A 17,068-nucleotide genomic window follows, 5' to 3' on the forward strand; every position below is an offset into this window, starting at 1 on the left:
TCCTCCTCTTCGCCATACCGGCGTGGGCGGGTCCGGGTCGCCGGCCAGGGCCGGCGTCCGGGGTGTGCCCGTTGCGTGCGTCGGGACAGGGAGAACGATGGTGAGGGACGGTCGGGACGCCAGGCGTCCGCACGGCGAGCTGGTCGCGGACGTGCTGGCGGTGCTGTGGGCGGCCGGGGAGCCGCTGACCGCCCAGCAGGTCAAGAAGGCGCTGGACCAGGGGCTGGCCCGCACCACCGTGGCGACGATCCTCACCCGCCTGCACGAGAAGGGGACGCTGGTCCGCACTCGCCCCGGGCGCTCTTTCGCCTACGCACCGGTGGAGGACGCCGCCGGGCTGGCGGCCGGACGCATGCGCCGGGAGCTGGAGAAGGAGCCCCAGCGCGACCTGGTACTGAAGCGGTTCGTCTCCTCCCTCTCCGAGGACGACGAGGACGTCCTGCGTCGCCTGCTCCTCGACACCCGGACCGCGACCACCGGGGCCTCGAGCGCGGCGGACTCCGGCGAGCCCGAGGCCGAGGACGGCGCATGGGCCTGATCCTCGTGCTCGTCGCCCTGTCCGTGCTGCTTCCCTGGGCCGCGGTGCCGGCCGCCCGTCGCCTCGCCCTGCTGCTGCCTCCGCGAGAGGCCTCGCTCACGCTCGCGGGCGCGGCCGTTCTCCTGGCGACCGGCACGATGACGGCGATCGCGGGCCTGTTCCACGTCCCGTTCCTGGCGGGCCTGGAGCACCTGCCGCTGTCCACCGTCGTCGCGCACTGGCCGGCCGTCGTGCCGGTGTCCGGTGCCGCCGGGGTACTGCTGGCCGTCCAGGCCGCGCGGCTGGCGTCGCGGTGGCGAGGGCACCGCGTGCTTCTGGCCCGCGCCTGGGAGCTGACCGGCGGGGCGACGAACGACGGCGACCTGCTGGTGGTCGCGGGCCAGGACCCGGAAGCCTTCGCCCTGCCCGGCCACCGCGGGCGCCCCGGCCGGGTCGTCGTCTCGGCCGGCATGCTCCGCGTGCTGAGCCCGGCGGAGTGTGTGGTCCTCCTCGCCCACGAGCGCGCCCACCTGCGCGGGCGCCACCATCTGCTGTCGGCCGCCCCCTCCCTCGCCGCCGCCGTGCATCCGGCGCTGGGCCGGCTGGGCGCCGACCTCGACTTCCATCTGGAGCGGTGGGCCGACGAGCAGGCCGCCTCGGCGGTCGCCGACCGGCGCACCGCCGCGACCGCCATCGCCCGGGCGGCGCTGGCCGGATCACCGTCCGCACGCCCGGACGCGGGCCCGCTGCGTTCGGTGAGCTCCGGCCCGGTGCCCCGGCGTGTCCAGGCGCTGCTGGCCGCCGAGCCCGCCCGGCCGACCGGCCGCAGGGCGGGCACCGCGGCCGCCCTGCTCGCCGCGGTCGCGGTCACGGCCCTGCTCGGTGTGGCCTCGGCCTACGGACTGCACGAGTACGTCGAATTCGCCGCCCAGACCCTCCGGGCCCACGACACCGTCTGACGACATCGATGTAGACCAAACGTGCGGGCCCGGATATGGTAAGGCTCGGCTTACCCGTGCGGGCCGTGCCGCAGCCGCCCGCCGGCCATCGGAGACCGTGTTCACCCCGGTCTCGGGGCTCGGCGTGCCCGCACGGGTTCCGCCTCCGTGGCCCTGGCCGGTGACCACGGTGACCACTGCGGACGATTGGACCTGGCGTGTACGACGGGAGGACGGGGTCGACGAGCCCCTTCGAGCAGACCGTCTACCTCCTGGCGACGGCCGGCAGGGCCGTCGAGCGCTCCCTGGCAGCGCGGCTGGAACACCGGGGGCTGACCTCGACCCACCACGCACTGCTGTCGACGCTGGCCCGGCACGGCCCTCACGGCCGCCACGACCTCACCACCCGTGTGACGGCGCCCGCGCCCGAGGTGGACCAGGCACTCGACGATCTCCTGTCGGCACGCCTGCTGCAGTCGATGGTCGTCCATGTCGGCGGCAGGCAGGAGGTACTGACGATCACCGCATCGGGCCAGGCCGCACTGGACGTACTTCACACCGACGCGTCGTCCTTGCAGGAGGACCTGCTGGCGCCCCTGACGAAGAAACAGCGCGTCGAGCTCAACTCCCTGCTACGGCGGGTGTGCGCGGCAGCCGCCCGCGGCGCGGAACACCACCCGCAGTCGGGTCCCGGATGGGTGCTCACCGACGGACAGCGGCGGAGATGGGTCGTCCAGGACTGCGACACCCCCGGAGGTAGCGACTCGTGACCCACTACAGCGTCGATCCCGACCGTCACGAGCTGATCGCCTCCTGGGGAACCGGCGACGGCAACCTCGCCGCCCACATCGGCCTCCTCCCCGCCGACGCACCCGCGTCCACGCTCAGTGGGCTCTCCCGCGCCCTCACCCAGCTCTCCGACGCGGCCTGGCGTGCGTACACCCACCCCGACGGTGCCGCCGGCTCTCCGGCGCCCGGCACCGCGGGCCGACCGCGTGGACAGGACCGCGATCAATTCGACGGGGTGGCCGAGGCCATCGCCCGGCCTGCCCCACCCGGCAGCAGCGTGGCGCTGGTCTCCCGCAGCCACCTGCTCGAATCGGCTCACCGCGTCGGCCGCACCCTGGGCGACCTCGCCGATCCCGGCCTCACCAAGGCCGTCCTGGCGGAGGCCGCCACCGAGCTCGGCGCGGTGGAGAGCGCCGAACTCGGCGACCTGACCGGCCGTGCCCAGCAAGCCGTCCTGCTCAGCCGGGAGGACGCCTCCCCCGTCCAGGTCGCCGCCGCGGACCGCCTGCTGGAGCAGGACCCCTTCGGCCCGGCCGAACTGTTCTCCACCGTGGACCCGACCGCGGCCGCCGTCGCGGCGGCCCACTGGCTCGCGGCCGCAGCCGAGGTCGCCGCCGAGGTGTCCGGCCACGACCCCGCTCAGGTGGTGCGGGAGGCCGACCGCCGCATCAGGAACACCGTGCTCGCCTGCGGCGCCGCCGTCACCACCCTCGTCGGCATCGTCTACCTCGTCCTCCCCGACCTCGTCCTGCGCCCCTACTTCGACCCGAACTCCGCCGCCGACGAGCAGGGCCTGCGGATCGCCGCCGGCCTGCTCGTCGTGGTCGCCGTCCTGCAGTTCTTCGACGGCGCCCAGAACATCGGCGTCGGCCTGCTGCGTGGCCTCGACGACACCAGGAGCGGCTTTCGCATCACCCTCATCGGCTACTGGGCCGTCGGCCTGCCCGCCACCTGGCTCCTCGCCGACCCTCTCGGCGGCGACACCCGCGGCCTCTGGCTCGGGCTGCTCATCGGCCTCGCCACCACCGCCGTCCTCCTCCTGCGCCGCTACGGCCTCGCGCTCACCCGCAAGGAGGCCGCCGCTCCTGCCACGGCCGTGCCGGCGGGCGCCTGACCCGGCGCCCCCCGGGGGGGCCGAGGGCGCAGCTCACAAGATGATGACGATTGAACAGCCACGGTCCTCCAGGTGACTTAGGAGACCCTTATTTAGGCTAGCCTCACCTTATGCATCACGCCCTGCTGGCCGCGGACACGGCCGGATACACCATGCCCCAGCTCTGGCGGGTCCTCACCAAGGCCGGCTACTTCATCGGCCTCAGCGGAGCAATCGGCGCCACCGTCACGTACGCGACCACCGTGCGCCCCGCACTGCGCGCCCCGGAAACCAGCCGCCAGGACGCCGAGGTCCTGCGAGGTAGATCCGCGACCTACCTCGCCTGGGCGGGGGTGGTGCTGCTGGCCGCCGGCTACTTCCAGCTCGCCGCCCGTCTCGCCCGCGCCGGCAAGGGCATGCCGTTCGGCGACGCCCTCGCCCCGGACCGGATCTGGAACTACCTCCACGCCCCGGCCGCGAAGGGCGCCTGGATCGCCCAGGGCACCGTCTACCTGGTCCAGAACGCGGTCCTGGCCGTGACGGCCGCGGCCCTGATCGCCCTCTTCGTGCCCGCCGCCCGCCGCCACACGGACGCCATCGCCCTCACCGCGCTGCCGCTCTCCCTCGCCGTCACCCTGATCGCGGCCGTCCCCGCCACCAAGCCCGCCGACCTCGACCGCTGGCTCGACCTCGCCTTCGACCAGACCCACATCATCTCCGGCGTCGTCTGGCTCGGTGGCCTCGCCCTTCTGGTCGCGCTCGCCGGCACCCGTGGCCGCCTCGGCGACGGCGCCGGTCTTCTCTGGGCCGACATGTGGCGCCGGTTCAGCCTCGTCGCCATGGTCTGCGTCGCCGCCGTCACCGTCTCCGGCCTCTGGCTCAGCTGGAAGCACGTCGGTGCGATCTCCCAGCTGTGGACCACCGGCTACGGCATCGCCCTGCTCGTCAAGATCCTCCTGGTCGCCGGCCTCGTCGCCGCGGGCGCCTTCAACCAGTTCTGGCTGATGCCCCGCATCGCCCAGGCCCGCCGCGCCGACGACACCTCCTCCCTGCTGCACCTGACCCTGCGGCACTTCCCGAAGGTCGTCTGGGGCGAGGTCGCCCTCGGCCTCGCCGTCCTCGTGGTGATGCCCTTCATCGCCGGCTCCGCCCGTACCGAGGCCGGCAGCGCCAAGGCCGTCTCCTCCGGCAGCGTCTTCGCCGCCGGCGCAGCCCTGGCCATCGCGCTGGCCGTCTCCCTCTACGCCACGGCCAAGGCCTCCGACGCCCTCTCCCGCCGCCCGGCGGTAACGGCCGCCTGAACCGAACACCCCCACCGAGCCGCACAAGCGGCCGGGGAGACGGGGCCGTACGGCGCCCGCTCCGCAGGTCGAAGCCCCCGCCGATCCGGCGGGGGCTTCGACGAACTCCAGCGGGCCCTGACCCCGAGAGACGTGACAACCGCCGTGCAGCGGCTGGCCGCCCTGGCGTCTGCAGCTGTCACTCCCTGGTTCCGGTCGCAGCGGTTCCGGCCGCGGCCACACCGAAGGTGAGCGCGCCCGTCAGCAGCGCGCAGGCGAGCATGAAGGCCGCCCACGGCCCGACGGAGTCGACCTGGTCGCCGAGCCCGAGCAGTTGCCAGGCGGTGTCCCGCAGCGCCAACGAGACCGGCAGCGCCGACGCGCCCGCGGTGGTCGCGATCCGGGCGGCCCGTCGCATCCTCGATGCGGGAGGAGGCGCGGCGAACCGCAGGACGCTGTTGCAGATCATCACGAAGGCGAAGGTGCCGCCCGCGAAGACCGCGGCCTCCACGGTGAAGAGCAGTGCCCCGGGCCAGCCCTCGCCGGAGGCCAGCCCCGTGGCGACCAGCAGGCCGGCGGCGAGGGCGGCCGCGGCGGCGAGCGGGGCGAAGCGGAGGCGCACGAAGCCGAGCACGTCGCCGCGGCCGATCAGTGCGGCGAGTGCGCGCCCCGGGCGGGAGCGGGTGCCGGCGAGCAGGGTCGCGAGGGGCGCGAGGTCGTCCAGCCAGTCCCCGCCCGCACCGTCGGCCGCGTCGTCGGCCCCGCGTACCGGTTTCGGTAGCCGTCGCATCGCCCGGCGGTGCAGCAGCAGGCTCCCGGCCGCCACCCCGGTGAGCGGCAGCAGCGACGCGATCAGCCAGGGGGTGGTGCCGCTGTCCCAGGACGCACGGTCCGCCCGCGCGGCCACCGCCGCCCAGTCGGTGGCGAAGGTGGCGGCGACGAGCAGCGTGCAGACCAGCCCGGCCCGGAGCACCTGCTCGATCCGGTAGCGCGGCAGCGGCCGGTCGCGGCGGCACAGCAGCGCCCGTACCGCGCCGAGCGCAGCGAGCAGGGGGACGAAGAACATGGTGAAGGTCACCACGGCGTCGTACGGATCGCCCTGCCAGGGGCTGCCCGCCCGGACCACGCGGACCTGTGTCGTCAGGTAGGCGAACACGGTGAAGGCGGCGGCGCCGACGGCGGACGTCGCCAGCGCCGCGGCAGCGGCAGGCCTGACGGGGTGCCCGACGTCCAGCTGATCGCTCGTCATGTCATCACGCATGACGGCGATAGTACACATCGCGTAGTACGTGGCACGTACTTCGCACCACGTAGTATGGTGCTCCGTCAGATCGGGAGGAGCGACATGCAAGCCAACGACGCCCAGACCCTGGTGCTCTGCGCGCTGGCCGACGGGCCACTGCACGGATACGCCATCAACGCGGCGATCGAGGAGCTGACCGGGGAGCGACTGGGCCCCGGCAGCCTCTACGGGGCGCTGGCCAGGCTGGAGACGAAGCGGCTGATCGAGCCGCTCGACGGGCAGGGCCGCCAGCGCCCGGTCCAGCTCACGCCCCACGGCCGCGAGGTCCTGGAACGCGAACTGCGCGCCATGGCCCGGGTCGCCAACGCCGGACTGCGGCGCCTGGGGGTGAACCCGGCATGAGCGTCGTCACCCGAAGCCTGGTCAGGCTCTACCCGGAAGCCTTCCGCGAACGCTGGGGTTCGATGGTGGAGGACGAGGCCCGGGGCGCGGGCTGGAAGTCCTGGCCCAACCTCGTCGCGGGCATCGTCGACATGTGGCTGCACCCGGCCCACTGGCCCGCCGACTCCCCGGCACAGCGCCAGCGGCGGGTGGCCACCATGGGCATCACGGTCGCCCTCACCGCCTGGTTCCTGAGCCACCTGGCCGCCGAGCAGGCCGCCCCGCTGCCCGCCGACGGCCTCCGAGAGGGGGTCATGCACGGCTGCACCACCCTGCTGCTGCTCGGCATCACCCTGGTCGCGCCCCGGCCCCGGCCCACGCTGCGCGCCACGACCACGCTGCTGGGCTGGGCGCTGCGCCGCCTCGCCGTGCCGACGCTCCTCGGCACCGCCGTGGTCGTCCTGGTCCACGGCGGCGTCGACGCGGACGCCTCGCCGCCCACCCTGCGCACCGCCGTGCTCGCCGCCTGGTGGATCTCCCTCGGCCTCGGCGCGGTCCAGATCCCCCGCATCTTCACCGGCGTCGGCGCGGACACCGTCGTGCCACCCGGCACCGGCCGCCTCCGCGCCGGCGTCCGGACCCTCGCCGCCGCCAGCGCCACCGGCGGCGCGACCATCCTCGGCCTCTCCGTCGCCGGTGCCGGACTCCACCCGCTCGGCGCCGCCATCGGCTTGGGCCTGCTCCTGCTGACGGCGGTGTGCGCGGGCACCCTGCGCGACCTGCGCGACCTGCCGTCGGCCCGGTGAGCCGCGCGACACCCGCTCGACCAGGGCTCGCCCGAACCGGCGGGCCGCCCCCATCCCACTTGGACGGTGACCGTGCCCGACCTGCTCCGCTCCCTCTACACCCGCCGCCTGCGCCGCGAGGTCACGGCGGGCCCGCTCCCCCGGCACGTCGGGCTGATCATGGACGGCAACCGCCGCTGGGCCCGGCAGATGGGCATGGCCAGCCCCAGCCTCGGCCACAAGGCGGGCGCCGAACACGTCGAGGAGGTGCTCTCCTGGTGCGAGGTCCTGGGGATCAAGCACATCACCGTCTTCGTCTGCTCGACCGAGAACCTCCAGCGCCGCGGTGACACCGAAGTCGCCTACCTGATGCGGCTGATCGAGCAGGTGGTCGTCGATCGCCTCACCCGCCCGGACGCCCGCTGGCAGGTCCACCTCGCCGGAATGACCGACGCCCTGCCCGACAGCACCGCCCGCGCCCTCAAGGAGGCCGTCGAGGCCACCCGCACCTGCACCACCGGCGCCCACGTCACCCTGGCCGTCGGCTACGGCGGCCGCCAGGAGGTCGTCGACGCCGTGCGCGACCTGATGTACGCGCGAGCCGAGTCGGGCGCGTCACTGACCGAGGCCGCCGACGCCCTGACCGTCGAGGCCATCGCCCCGCACCTGTACACCGCCGGCCAACCCGACCCCGACCTCGTCATCCGCACCAGCGGCGAACAACGGCTCTCCAACTTCCTGCTGTGGCAGAGCGCCTACTCGGAGCTGTACTTCTGCGAGGCCCACTGGCCCGCCTTCCGCGAGGTCGACTTCCTGCGCGCCGTCCGCAGCTTCGCGGCCAGGCAACGGCGATACGGCAGCTGAGCCCGGCTCTCGCAGGGCGGCGACCGCCGTTGGCGCCGGTCAGGCCCCCGGATCGATTCCCCGGACCCGAGATGACCGAGGTCCCGCACTCCGCGGGCCGTACGGGACCTCGGGGCTGTGGCGGGCGCGGTCAGGCAGCGGACGGGGCCGACCCGTAGACCTCGGTCGGCCGGAAGCAAGCGCACCGGTCCGGCCCCTCACGGCCATGCCTGTCGGTGGCCCGGCCGCGTGATTCGGAACCTCAAGGTAGCGCCCCCGTCCCGCGGGTCGGGGGCGGGCGGGGTTCAGTCCTGGGTGGGGTGGGTGAGGGTGTGCCAGGCGGTGTAGCCGCCGAGGAGGTCGGAGACGTCGGGGTGGCCGTGGTGGCGCAGGAGGCTGGCGGCGATGGAGGAGCGGTGGCCGCCGGCGCAGTGGACGACGAGGGGGTGGTCGGTAGGGATGTCGTCGAGGCGGGTGGGGAGTTCGGTCAGGGGGATGTGGAGGGAGCCTTCGATGGTGCCGGTTTCGCGTTCGCCGCAGGTTCGGACGTCGAGGACGGTGGGGGGCTGGTCGCTGGCGAGGACGGTGCGGAGCTGGTCGGCGGTGAGGCGTTTGGCGGGGGTGAGGTGGTCGGCGAGGGCGGGCAGGGCGGTGTCGGGGTTGCGCAGGTAGCCGGCGATGTGGTCGAAGCCGATGCGGGCGAGGCGGGTGATGACCTCGTCCTCGCGATCCTGGGGGGCGATGATCGCGATGTCGCTGTCGGGGGCGAGGACGGTGCCGGCCTGTTCGGCGAAGCGGCCGTCGAGGGGGACGTTGACGGCGCCGCGGAGGTGTCCCGCGCCGAAGTCCTGGGGGTTGCGGGCGTCGAGGACGACGGCGCCGGCGGTGTGGGCCTCCTTGAAGCCCTCGGGACACAGGGGGCGGGCGGCGTTGGTGCGGTCGAGGAGCGGGCGGTCCTGCCGGTTGAGGGCGGCGTCGTGACCGAAGTAGGCGGGGGCGGCGGACTGGCCGGCGGTGACGATGCGGACGAAGGTGTCCTGGTTCATGGGCCGGCAGGCGTAGTTGGTCCGTCGCTGCGCGCCGATGGTGGAGCGGCGGTCGGTGGAGAGGTTCTTGCCGCAGGCGGAGCCGGCGCCGTGGGCGGGGAAGACGAGGGTCTCGTCGGGCAGGCTCATGAGCTTGCGGTGGACGCTGTCGTAGAGCATGGCGCCGAGTTCGGCGGCGGTGACGCCGGTGGAGGCGAGCAGGTCGGGGCGGCCGACGTCGCCGATGAACAGCGCGTCGCCGGTGAGCACGCCGTACGGGACGGTGTCGTCGGGCTGCTCGAAGACCAGGATGCTGATCGACTCGGGTGTGTGGCCGGGGGTTTCGAGGATCTGCAGGGTGACGTCGCCGAGTTCGATCCGCTCGCCGTCGGCGAGCGTGCGGATGGGGTACTCGGTCTCCGCGCGGCGCCCGTAGCCGATCCAGGCGCCGGTGCGGTCGGCCAGTTCGAGGTGGCCGGCCAGGAAGTCGGCGTGGAAGTGGGTGTTGATGACTCCGACGACGGTCAGGCCGCGCGCCGTGGCGTCGGCGAGGTACTCGTCCACGTCACGGCGGGGGTCGACGATCACGGCCCGGCCGGTGCGCTCGTCGGCGATCAGGTAGGACGCCTGGGAGAGGCAGTCGAGGTAGAACTGGGCGAAGTACACGGGTAACCCTCCTGGGCGGCGTCGGGCGCCGCGGCGCGGTCTTGATACCCCCCTCGGTATTTCTGCCAGCATACGGCTACCTCGGAAAATACGGGAGGGGGTATCTCCGAACGATTTCGATAGTACCCCTGGGGGTACTATGGTGGCCGGCGAGGGGATCGGCCGCCGCCACCGGAGCAGGTACGGGCGGGGCCGAGGAAGCGCCGACACCGCCGTACGCAGCGGGCCCGTCGGGCCGTGCGGGCGGGCCATGGCACCCCCGATCCGCCGGACCGAGTGCGGTCCGGCCCGCACCATTGGAGACCCCCTTGTCCCAGCTGCCGCACGCCTCCGGGCGGATCGCCCCCGGATGGAACCCTCCCGGACGCGACACCCCCGGACAGACCGCCCCCACCCACGCGTGGGAGCTCGCCCGTACCGGCGCCGCCGTGCTGCTCGACGTGCGGGAGGCCGACGAGTTCGCCGCCGGTCACGCCCCCCGCGCGCTGCACCAGCCACTGATCGCCTTGGCTGCGGGCGCCCCGCTGCCGCCCGGGGCGGCGGGACGGACCGTGCTCGCGATCTGCCGCTCCGGCAACCGCTCCCGGCGCGCGGCGGAGTTGCTCGCCCGGCGGGGCATCGAGGCGGTGAACGTGGTCGGCGGCATGGGCGGCTGGGCGCGGGACGGGCTGCCGGCCACCACACCTGGTGGCCACACCGGGCTTCCGGCCACCGGCGACGCCGGGCACCTCAGATGACCGCGCTGCTGCTGGCGCTCGTCGCCGGTGCGGTGGTCGGGCTGGCGCTGGGCGCGCTCGGCGGGGGCGGGAGCATGCTCGCGGTACCCGCCCTGGTCTACCTGCTCGGCTTCACCCCGGCGCTGGCCACCACGGCGAGTCTGGTGATCGTCGCCGCGACCTCGCTGACCGGCCTGCTCACCCACGCCCGGGCGGGCCGGGTGCGCTGGCGGACGGGCGCGCTGTTCGCGGCCGCCGGGCTGCCGATGGCGGCCGTCGCCGGGGCGTTGTCCGCGCACCTGCCGGGCGCGCTGCTGACCGTCGCCTTCGCGGTGCTGGCGGCGCTCGCGGCCTGGCGGATGCTGCTGCCGGCCGGGAGCGCGCCCGAGGGCTCATCCAAGGGCGCGACTGCCGCAGGGCCCGGGCTCTCCACGGCAGCGGGGGCCGGGCTCGGCACCGTCACCGGGCTGCTCGGCGTCGGCGGCGGCTTCCTCGCCGTCCCCGCCCTGCTCTCGGTGCTCGCCTTCACCATGGCGGAGGCCGTCGGCACCAGCCTGCTGGTCATCGCCGCCAACTCCCTCGCCGCCCTGCTGCCCCGCCTCGGCGCGGCCGGCGCCGTCGACTGGGCGGTGGCCGCGCCCTTCACCGGGGCCGCGATCCTCGGCGCCTGGGACGGCAAGCGGCTCGCCGACAAGCTCAGCGGGAGCAGCCTGCGCAAGGCCTTCGCCGTCGCCCTGCTCGGTGTCGCGGCACTGATGCTCGCCACCTCCCTGGGCTGACCGCCAGGACGCACCTGATCCCCCGTCAATTCCCCTATCCCGAGAGGACCCCCCATGACCACGCCGCTGACCGTCGAGCAGCTCACGCCCCGCCTCGGGCAGCTCACCCTCATCGACGTCCGCTCCCCCGGCGAGTACGCCGCCGGACACATCCCCGGTGCGCTCAACATCCCGCTCGACCGGCTGGACCACGCCCTGCCCGCGCTGCGCGGCGCCGCCGAGCGGAGCGACCTGGCGGTCGTCTGCGCCGCCGGGCCGCGTGCCGACACCGCCTGCCGCCGGCTGGCCGACGCGGGGATCGCCACCCTCACCCTGGCCGGTGGCACCAACGCCTGGTCCGGTGCCGGGCAGCCGCTGGAGAAGGCCGCCGGCGCCCGCGCGGTGTGGGCGATGGACCGCCAGGTCCGGCTGGTGGCGGGCTCGCTCGTCCTCGCCGGACTGCTGGCGGGCCTGGCTCTGCCGGGCGCCCGCCGGGTCTCCGCGGCGGTCGGCGCCGGGCTCGCCTTCTCCGCACTGTCCGACACCTGTGCGATGGGCACGCTGCTCGCCAAGCTGCCGTACAACCGCCCCCGCCCGGGCGGCCCGACTCTGGACGACACCCTCGACACCCTCGACCGGCTCGCCGCGCTCGGACGCTGAACCCCGGCCGCGCGATCGCCGACGGCGGCCCCTGCCCGCCCGGCCACCGGCGCCGACCCCTGCCCACCCCCGTCGGGCAGGGGTCAGCGCCGTTCCGGGTGACGAAGTGCCGCCCGGGCCGTTGACGCGGCTTGTCTGAACATGTGAAATGTCACCCATCACATGCGACGAGCCTGTCGACCTGATTTGAACGTTCAAACGCCCTGGTAGTCAACCACCCCGACCGGAAGAGGACCTGCCATGCCACCCCGCACCCGCGCCTTACCGTCCGGTCTCCTGCTCCTGGCCGTCCTCGCCGCCCAGGCCCTCGGCGGCGGCCCCGCCTTCGCGGACGGCCAGCCCCTCGACCGGGCGCCCCTGGTGGACGGCGGCAGCTACGTCCTCGGCTCCGCCCTCGACGGCAGCTGCCTCGCCCCGCAGTACGCCCGGACCGCCCCCGGCACCCCGGTCGTCGGCGCGGACTGCCAGCGACTGCTCAGTCAGCGCTGGCAGTTGCGCCGCACCGGCGGCGACTACCTGCTGGTCAACGCCGCGAGCGGCCGCTGCCTCACCCTCGACGGCCCGGGCCGCCCGCCCGTCGCCGCCGACTGCGGCACCTCCCCCGGCGGCGAGCGCTTCACCGTCTCCCGCGCCCCGCAGGGCACGTACACCCTCGCCGCGCGCGGCTCGGACGCCTGTCTGAGCGCCGACCCCGACGACGGCAGGTCCCCGACGCCCCGGCACTGCGACGCCCGGCCGGCCCACCGCTGGACGCTCACCCGCACCGAGCCCCTCGTCCTCGCCAACCCCGGCTTCGAGCAGGGCGCCGACGGCTGGACCCTCACCGAGCACACCGGCATCGCCGTCAACAACCCGCACAGCGGCACCCGCCTCGCCTACCTCGACGCCGGAACCGGCTTCACGGTGAGCCGGCAGACCACCGCCACCGCCGCCGGCAGCCACGACCTGTCCGCCTGGATCGCGACCGGCGGCGCCGGCGGCACCTTCTCGGTCAGCGTCAACGGCGCCGTGGTGCGCTCGCTCACCCTCCCCGAGCAGCCCGTCTACGCCAAGTACACCCTGCCCCGGGTCCGGGTCGCCCCCGGCGACCGCGTCGTCCTCACCATCGGGTCCTCGCCCACCGGTTGGGTCAACGTGGACGACGCCGCCGTCGCCCCGTCCGCGCCCAACGACCCGGTCGCCAGCTCCTCCGACCCCGAGGTCGTCGCCCTGTTCGACTGGGCCAAGACCAAGGCCAACAGCTGGGTCCAGCAGGCCGGCACCTCCGGCGTGCTCGACATGGACGAGAACCACCCGGGCGGCACCGGCAGCACCACCTACGACGCCACCTACTGGGCCGGCTACCCCTTCCGGTCCGCCTTCTACAGCCGCGACTTCGCCCACCAGCTGGTCGGCGCCCACCTGCTCGGCCTGGACGCCGAGAACAAGACCATGCTGCGCGGCTTCGCCGACTCCGCCACCGAGACCAACGGGCTCTACCCGGTCTGGGCACTCAACTTCGACGCCCGGTCGTACGGTGCGATCGACTACCGCGGCCCGAACCGCTTCGTCCGCGAGCTGCCCGCGCCGTTCGAGCTCGTCCAGAAGGCCGGCGAGGCCTACCGGTGGACCGGCGACCGCGACTACGCCGACGACCCGGCCCTCGGCACGTACGTCCGCAACACCCTCGGCCCGTTCATCACCCGCCACCCGGGCCCGGTCGACAACGGCGGCCTGCCGATCCCGCAGGCCACCAGCCGCAGCATCTTCGCCGGCACCGCCAGTTACGCCGAGAACGCCGCCGGCACCTACGCCGAGGCCGGTGACGCGCTCGGCGCCCAGTACCAGGCCTACCTCGCCGCCGCCACCCTGGCCGAGGCCCGGGGCGACGCCGCCTCCGCCGCCGACCACCGGCGCGCCGCCGAAGCGCTGCGGTCGTACGTCAACTCCCGCTGGAGCGTGGACGATCAGCGGCCCGGCGAGGTCGTGCACGGCTACGACACCGCCGGCCAGCCGGTCGCCGGCTGGGGCTACGAGGCGAGCGTGCTGATGCCGGTCAAGCAGCTGCTCGACCCGGGCCCGCGCCGGGACGGCTACCTCGCCGCCATCGACGCCGCCGACTCCGGCCCGGAGCGCTCGGCCAACCTGGAGGCCTACACCTACCTGCCGGACGCCTTCTTCGCCAACCAGGACGGCGCCACCGCCTGGAAGTGGATGCGGTACATCCACCGGAGCGCCGGAGAGCGGCACGCGAGCGGGCAGATGCTGAACGGCGACTACCCCGAGGTGCCGTTCACCCTGCTCGCCCAGACCGTCCAGGGCCTGCTCGGCGTGGAGCCGGACGCCGCCGCCGGCGCCCTCGCCACCACCTCCCGGCTGCCCGCCTCGATGGGCTGGCTGCAGGTCGCCTCCATCCCGGTCGGCGGCGGCACGGTGACCGTCCGCCACGACGGCGAGCGCTCCAGCACCGTCACCAACACAGGCTCGGGTGCGCTTACTTGGGAGGCCCGCTTCCGAGGTGAGCACCCGCGGCTGACCGTCGACGGCGTGGCGCGCGACGCCCGCACCAGGACGGTCGACGGCGTCACGTACACCTACGCCACCGTCACCCTCGCCCCCGGCCGCACCGCGACCGCGGCCGTCACCGACTGATCCCCCACGCGGCACCACCGCGCCACCTACCCCCACACCGCACCACCCGCGGCCGGCCGGCCCCACCCGGCCGGCCGCGGCTCCCCCTCGCCCCCGTCCCTCCTGACGGTCAGTCACACCCCCACCCCCACACCCCAGGAGCGCGCGCATGCGCCGAACCCGAACCCCCCACCGCCTCACGGCCACCCTGCTCTCACTCGCCCTCGCCACCGGCGGCCTCACCGCCGCCGGCCTCGGTGCGGCCGCCCCCGCCGCCGCGCTCGGCAACGGCAACGCCCTGACCCCGCCGATGGGCTGGAACTCCTGGAACTCCCTCGGCACCGAGGTCACCCAGGAACAGGTCGTCCAGACCATCGACTTCATGGCCGCCAACGGCCTGGTCGCGGCCGGCTACGACACCGTCACCATCGACGACGGCTGGTCGCTCTGGCACCGCGACGGCCAGAGCACCGACCTGGTCCGCAACGCCGACGGCGGCCTCCAGCTGCACGACGACGCCGGGCACCCGGTCGGCGGCAGCGACGGCACCGGCACCGACCCGACCTCCGGCCACCTCGTCCCGCGCCCCGACCACTTCCCCGCGCAGACCGTCAACGGCCGTACCGTCAACGGCATCGAGTACCTCGCCCGGTACGCGCACGGCAAGGGCATGAAGTTCGGCCTCTACGCCACCGACACCTACCTCACCTGCCAGATGCACCCCGGCAGTCTCGGCCACGAGAGCACCGACGCAGCCGACTTCGTCGCCTGGGGCGTCGACTTCGTCAAGTACGACGACTGCCCGTACGGCCCGCCGGTCACCGGCCCGGACGGGCACGACTACGGTACCCAGGGCGAGGGAAAGGAGCTGACCCGCTCGATCTACACCCGGGTGCAGACCTTCCAGCGCGCCCTGGACGCCGCCTCCGCCGCGCAGGGCCGGCCCAAGGTCACGCTCAGCGTCTCCGCCCAGCCCGTCCACACCGGAGTCCCGCACCTGCTCGCCGCCGACGACCCGGCCCGCACCGACCCGGTCGTCCGGGCCGCCGGCACCGCCCCCTTCCAGGCTCCCGGCTACGCGCCCACCGGCGTCTGGTGCGGCCAGGTCGCCCACCTCTGCCGGATCGGCGGGGACCGGGACAGCGAGCTCGACGGGGTGCTCTGGAACGGGCAGTTGCAGACCGCGCTGCGCTACCCGGGCAACGTCCGCCCGGGCAGCTGGAACGACCTGGACATGATGTTCACCGGCTGGCAGGACGTCTACGGCCTGTACGGCACCACCGACACCTGCCCCTGCCACAAGCCCTTCACCGACGACGAGTCCCGGACCGAGACCTCGGTCCTCGCCATGCTCGCCGCACCGCTGATCTCCGGCGCCGACCTGCGCACCGCCGAGCAGTCCCGGCACAGCGCCGACGGCTACACCTGGTCCACCGGGATCAGCGCCGAGAGCCTCGCGATCCTGAAGAACCGCGAGGTGATCGCCGTCGACCAGGACGGCCTGGCCGAGCCCGCCACCCTGGTCGGTGCCAAGCCGGCCGACGGGCGGGCACCGGTCGTGCTCAAGCGGCGGCTGTCCGGCGGCGACACCGCCGTCCTGCTGGTCAACCAGGACCCGACGACGGCCCGGACGGTCGGCACCAGCCTCGCCGAACTCGGGCTCACCGGCACCGGCACCGGCACCGGCTACCGCGCCAAAGAGCTGTGGACTGGCGCGAGTTCGACCGTCACCGGCCCGCTCGGCTCCACGCTACCCCCGCACGGGGCAGCCCTCTACCGGCTCGCCGCGCAGCCGGCCGGCGGGGCGACGGGCGTGGTCGACGACGGCCGGTACCACGGCCTCACCACCGGCGGCCTGGCCCTGAGCCTGACCGGATCCTGCACCTCGCCGCTCACCTCGACCACGGACCTGGAAGCCCCGCGCGGCGGGGACCCGGCGCAGCGGTGGACGTTCACCGGCAACCCGGACGGCACCGTCCGGATCACCGACGGCTGCGACACCGCGACCCACCGCCACACCGTGCTCTCGGCCGGGGCCTCCGCCGGCGACAGCGCCTACCTGCTCGACCTCGCCCCCGGCAACCCGTGGCAGGAGTGGAAGGTGCGGCAGGACCCGGCCACCGGCGCCCTGACCGTCACCAACGTCGCCACCGGTCTCGACCTCGGCACCGCGACCGCCACGCCGGGCACACCGGTCACCACCGACCCGCCCGCCGGGCGGAGTTGGACCCTCACCTCCTGAGCGAGCGCTACCGGGCGTCGGACCGCCGCACTGCGCGGGCGGCCGGCGTCCGGACCAGGGCCGCCACGCTCAGCCCGAAGATCAGCACGCCCAGCGGGACGTGCACCGCCGGGACGTGCGCGACGCCCAGGACCACCTGCGCCGAGGCGAGCACCAGGAAGCCGGTCGCGTGCAGGATCGGCCGGGGCGATCCGCCGCCCGGGCGCCAGGCCAGGACGGCGGCGAGCACGTACAGCATCGAGGCGCCGTACATCACCCGCGCGCCGACGCCGTGCAGCGTCTCGCCGTAGGAGGTGGACAGCAGCAGGCCCGCGCTGACCGCCTGGAGGAAGACGGTCGCGGTCTGCAGGGCCACGGCGACCCGCAGGAAGGTGCGGGTGCGCGGCCCCGCGGTGGTGTCCGCCGTCGTCGTGCCCGTCGTGCCATTGGCCGTGCCCGCCGTCGCTCCGATGGCCATGATCCGGTCCCCTCTTCTGCCTCGCGGCGGTTGATCGATAGTGTCCCGATCGTCCGACGACACAG

General features: G+C 74.5%; 16 protein-coding genes. 13 read left to right on the forward strand and 3 right to left on the reverse strand.

The window, feature by feature from the left end; genetic code table 11:
- Positions 1-97: 97 nt before the first annotated feature.
- The 5 genes from ACYP53_RS17880 (at position 98) to ACYP53_RS17900 (ending at position 4,638) form a co-directional block, all read left to right on the forward strand.
- A complete protein-coding gene (locus ACYP53_RS17880) occupies positions 98-538 on the forward strand; it encodes a BlaI/MecI/CopY family transcriptional regulator (protein WP_459648035.1) in 441 nt (146 codons plus the stop codon).
- A complete protein-coding gene (locus tag ACYP53_RS17885) occupies positions 529-1,476 on the forward strand; it encodes a M48 family metalloprotease (RefSeq protein WP_459648036.1) in 948 nt (315 codons plus the stop codon). Before ACYP53_RS17880 ends, ACYP53_RS17885 begins: the two co-directional genes overlap by 10 nt.
- 197 nt (positions 1,477-1,673) lie before the next feature.
- The gene (locus ACYP53_RS17890) at positions 1,674-2,225 is read left to right on the forward strand and encodes a MarR family winged helix-turn-helix transcriptional regulator (RefSeq protein ID WP_459648037.1); all 552 of its coding nucleotides are present in this window, start codon (positions 1,674-1,676) and stop codon (positions 2,223-2,225) included.
- Positions 2,222-3,358, forward strand: a complete 1,137-nt coding sequence (locus ACYP53_RS17895; protein WP_459648038.1) for a hypothetical protein — start codon at positions 2,222-2,224, stop codon at positions 3,356-3,358. The genes ACYP53_RS17890 and ACYP53_RS17895 overlap by 4 nt, the downstream gene beginning before the upstream one ends.
- 110 nt (positions 3,359-3,468) lie before the next feature.
- Positions 3,469-4,638, forward strand: a complete 1,170-nt coding sequence (locus ACYP53_RS17900) for a copper resistance D family protein (RefSeq protein WP_459648039.1) — start codon at positions 3,469-3,471, stop codon at positions 4,636-4,638.
- Positions 4,639-4,816: 178 nt separating this feature from the next.
- On the opposite strand, the gene ACYP53_RS17905 is transcribed toward ACYP53_RS17900, so the two are convergent.
- Positions 4,817-5,878 (reverse strand): hypothetical protein, encoded by a 1,062-nt coding sequence (locus ACYP53_RS17905; RefSeq protein ID WP_459648040.1) that lies wholly within the window; start codon positions 5,876-5,878, stop codon positions 4,817-4,819.
- An 84-nt stretch (positions 5,879-5,962) separates the two neighbouring features.
- On the opposite strand from ACYP53_RS17905, the gene ACYP53_RS17910 reads away from it, so the two are divergent.
- The 3 genes from ACYP53_RS17910 to uppS all read left to right on the forward strand — a co-directional run bounded on the left by ACYP53_RS17910 (position 5,963) and on the right by uppS (position 7,890).
- Positions 5,963-6,262: a PadR family transcriptional regulator gene (locus tag ACYP53_RS17910; protein ID WP_459648041.1), complete on the forward strand. Its 300-nt coding sequence runs from the start codon at positions 5,963-5,965 to the stop codon at positions 6,260-6,262.
- Complete coding sequence (locus ACYP53_RS17915) at positions 6,259-7,047, forward strand: hypothetical protein (RefSeq protein WP_459648042.1); 789 nt, start codon at positions 6,259-6,261, stop codon at positions 7,045-7,047. The genes ACYP53_RS17910 and ACYP53_RS17915 overlap by 4 nt, the downstream gene beginning before the upstream one ends.
- Positions 7,048-7,113: 66 nt before the next feature.
- Positions 7,114-7,890 (forward strand): polyprenyl diphosphate synthase, encoded by a 777-nt coding sequence (gene uppS, locus ACYP53_RS17920; RefSeq protein ID WP_459648043.1) that lies wholly within the window; start codon positions 7,114-7,116, stop codon positions 7,888-7,890.
- A gap of 284 nt (positions 7,891-8,174) precedes the next feature.
- On the opposite strand, the gene ACYP53_RS17925 is transcribed toward uppS, so the two are convergent.
- Positions 8,175-9,560 carry an MBL fold metallo-hydrolase gene (locus ACYP53_RS17925; protein ID WP_459648044.1) on the reverse strand — a complete coding sequence of 462 codons (1,386 nt, stop codon included), beginning with the start codon at positions 9,558-9,560 and terminating at the stop codon, positions 8,175-8,177.
- Between the two features lie 308 nt (positions 9,561-9,868).
- Here ACYP53_RS17925 and ACYP53_RS17930 point away from each other — a divergent pair, with 308 nt between their 5' ends.
- From ACYP53_RS17930 to ACYP53_RS17950, 5 genes are all read left to right on the forward strand, one after another.
- A complete protein-coding gene (locus ACYP53_RS17930) occupies positions 9,869-10,297 on the forward strand; it encodes a rhodanese-like domain-containing protein (RefSeq protein WP_459648045.1) in 429 nt (142 codons plus the stop codon).
- Positions 10,294-11,055: a sulfite exporter TauE/SafE family protein gene (locus ACYP53_RS17935; RefSeq protein WP_459648046.1), complete on the forward strand. Its 762-nt coding sequence runs from the start codon at positions 10,294-10,296 to the stop codon at positions 11,053-11,055. The genes ACYP53_RS17930 and ACYP53_RS17935 overlap by 4 nt, the downstream gene beginning before the upstream one ends.
- 54 nt (positions 11,056-11,109) lie before the next feature.
- Positions 11,110-11,694: a rhodanese-like domain-containing protein gene (locus tag ACYP53_RS17940; protein WP_459648047.1), complete on the forward strand. Its 585-nt coding sequence runs from the start codon at positions 11,110-11,112 to the stop codon at positions 11,692-11,694.
- A 240-nt stretch (positions 11,695-11,934) separates the two neighbouring features.
- A complete protein-coding gene (locus ACYP53_RS17945) occupies positions 11,935-14,325 on the forward strand; it encodes an RICIN domain-containing protein (protein WP_459648048.1) in 2,391 nt (796 codons plus the stop codon).
- A 148-nt stretch (positions 14,326-14,473) separates the two neighbouring features.
- Positions 14,474-16,546 (forward strand): alpha-galactosidase, encoded by a 2,073-nt coding sequence (locus tag ACYP53_RS17950; protein ID WP_459648049.1) that lies wholly within the window; start codon positions 14,474-14,476, stop codon positions 16,544-16,546.
- A 7-nt stretch (positions 16,547-16,553) separates the two neighbouring features.
- Here the strand turns inward: ACYP53_RS17950 and ACYP53_RS17955 are convergent, their stop codons facing one another.
- Positions 16,554-17,003 (reverse strand): hypothetical protein, encoded by a 450-nt coding sequence (locus ACYP53_RS17955; RefSeq protein ID WP_459648050.1) that lies wholly within the window; start codon positions 17,001-17,003, stop codon positions 16,554-16,556.
- Positions 17,004-17,068 lie beyond the last annotated feature (65 nt).

This window comes from Kitasatospora sp. Ki12 (assembly GCF_054601375.1).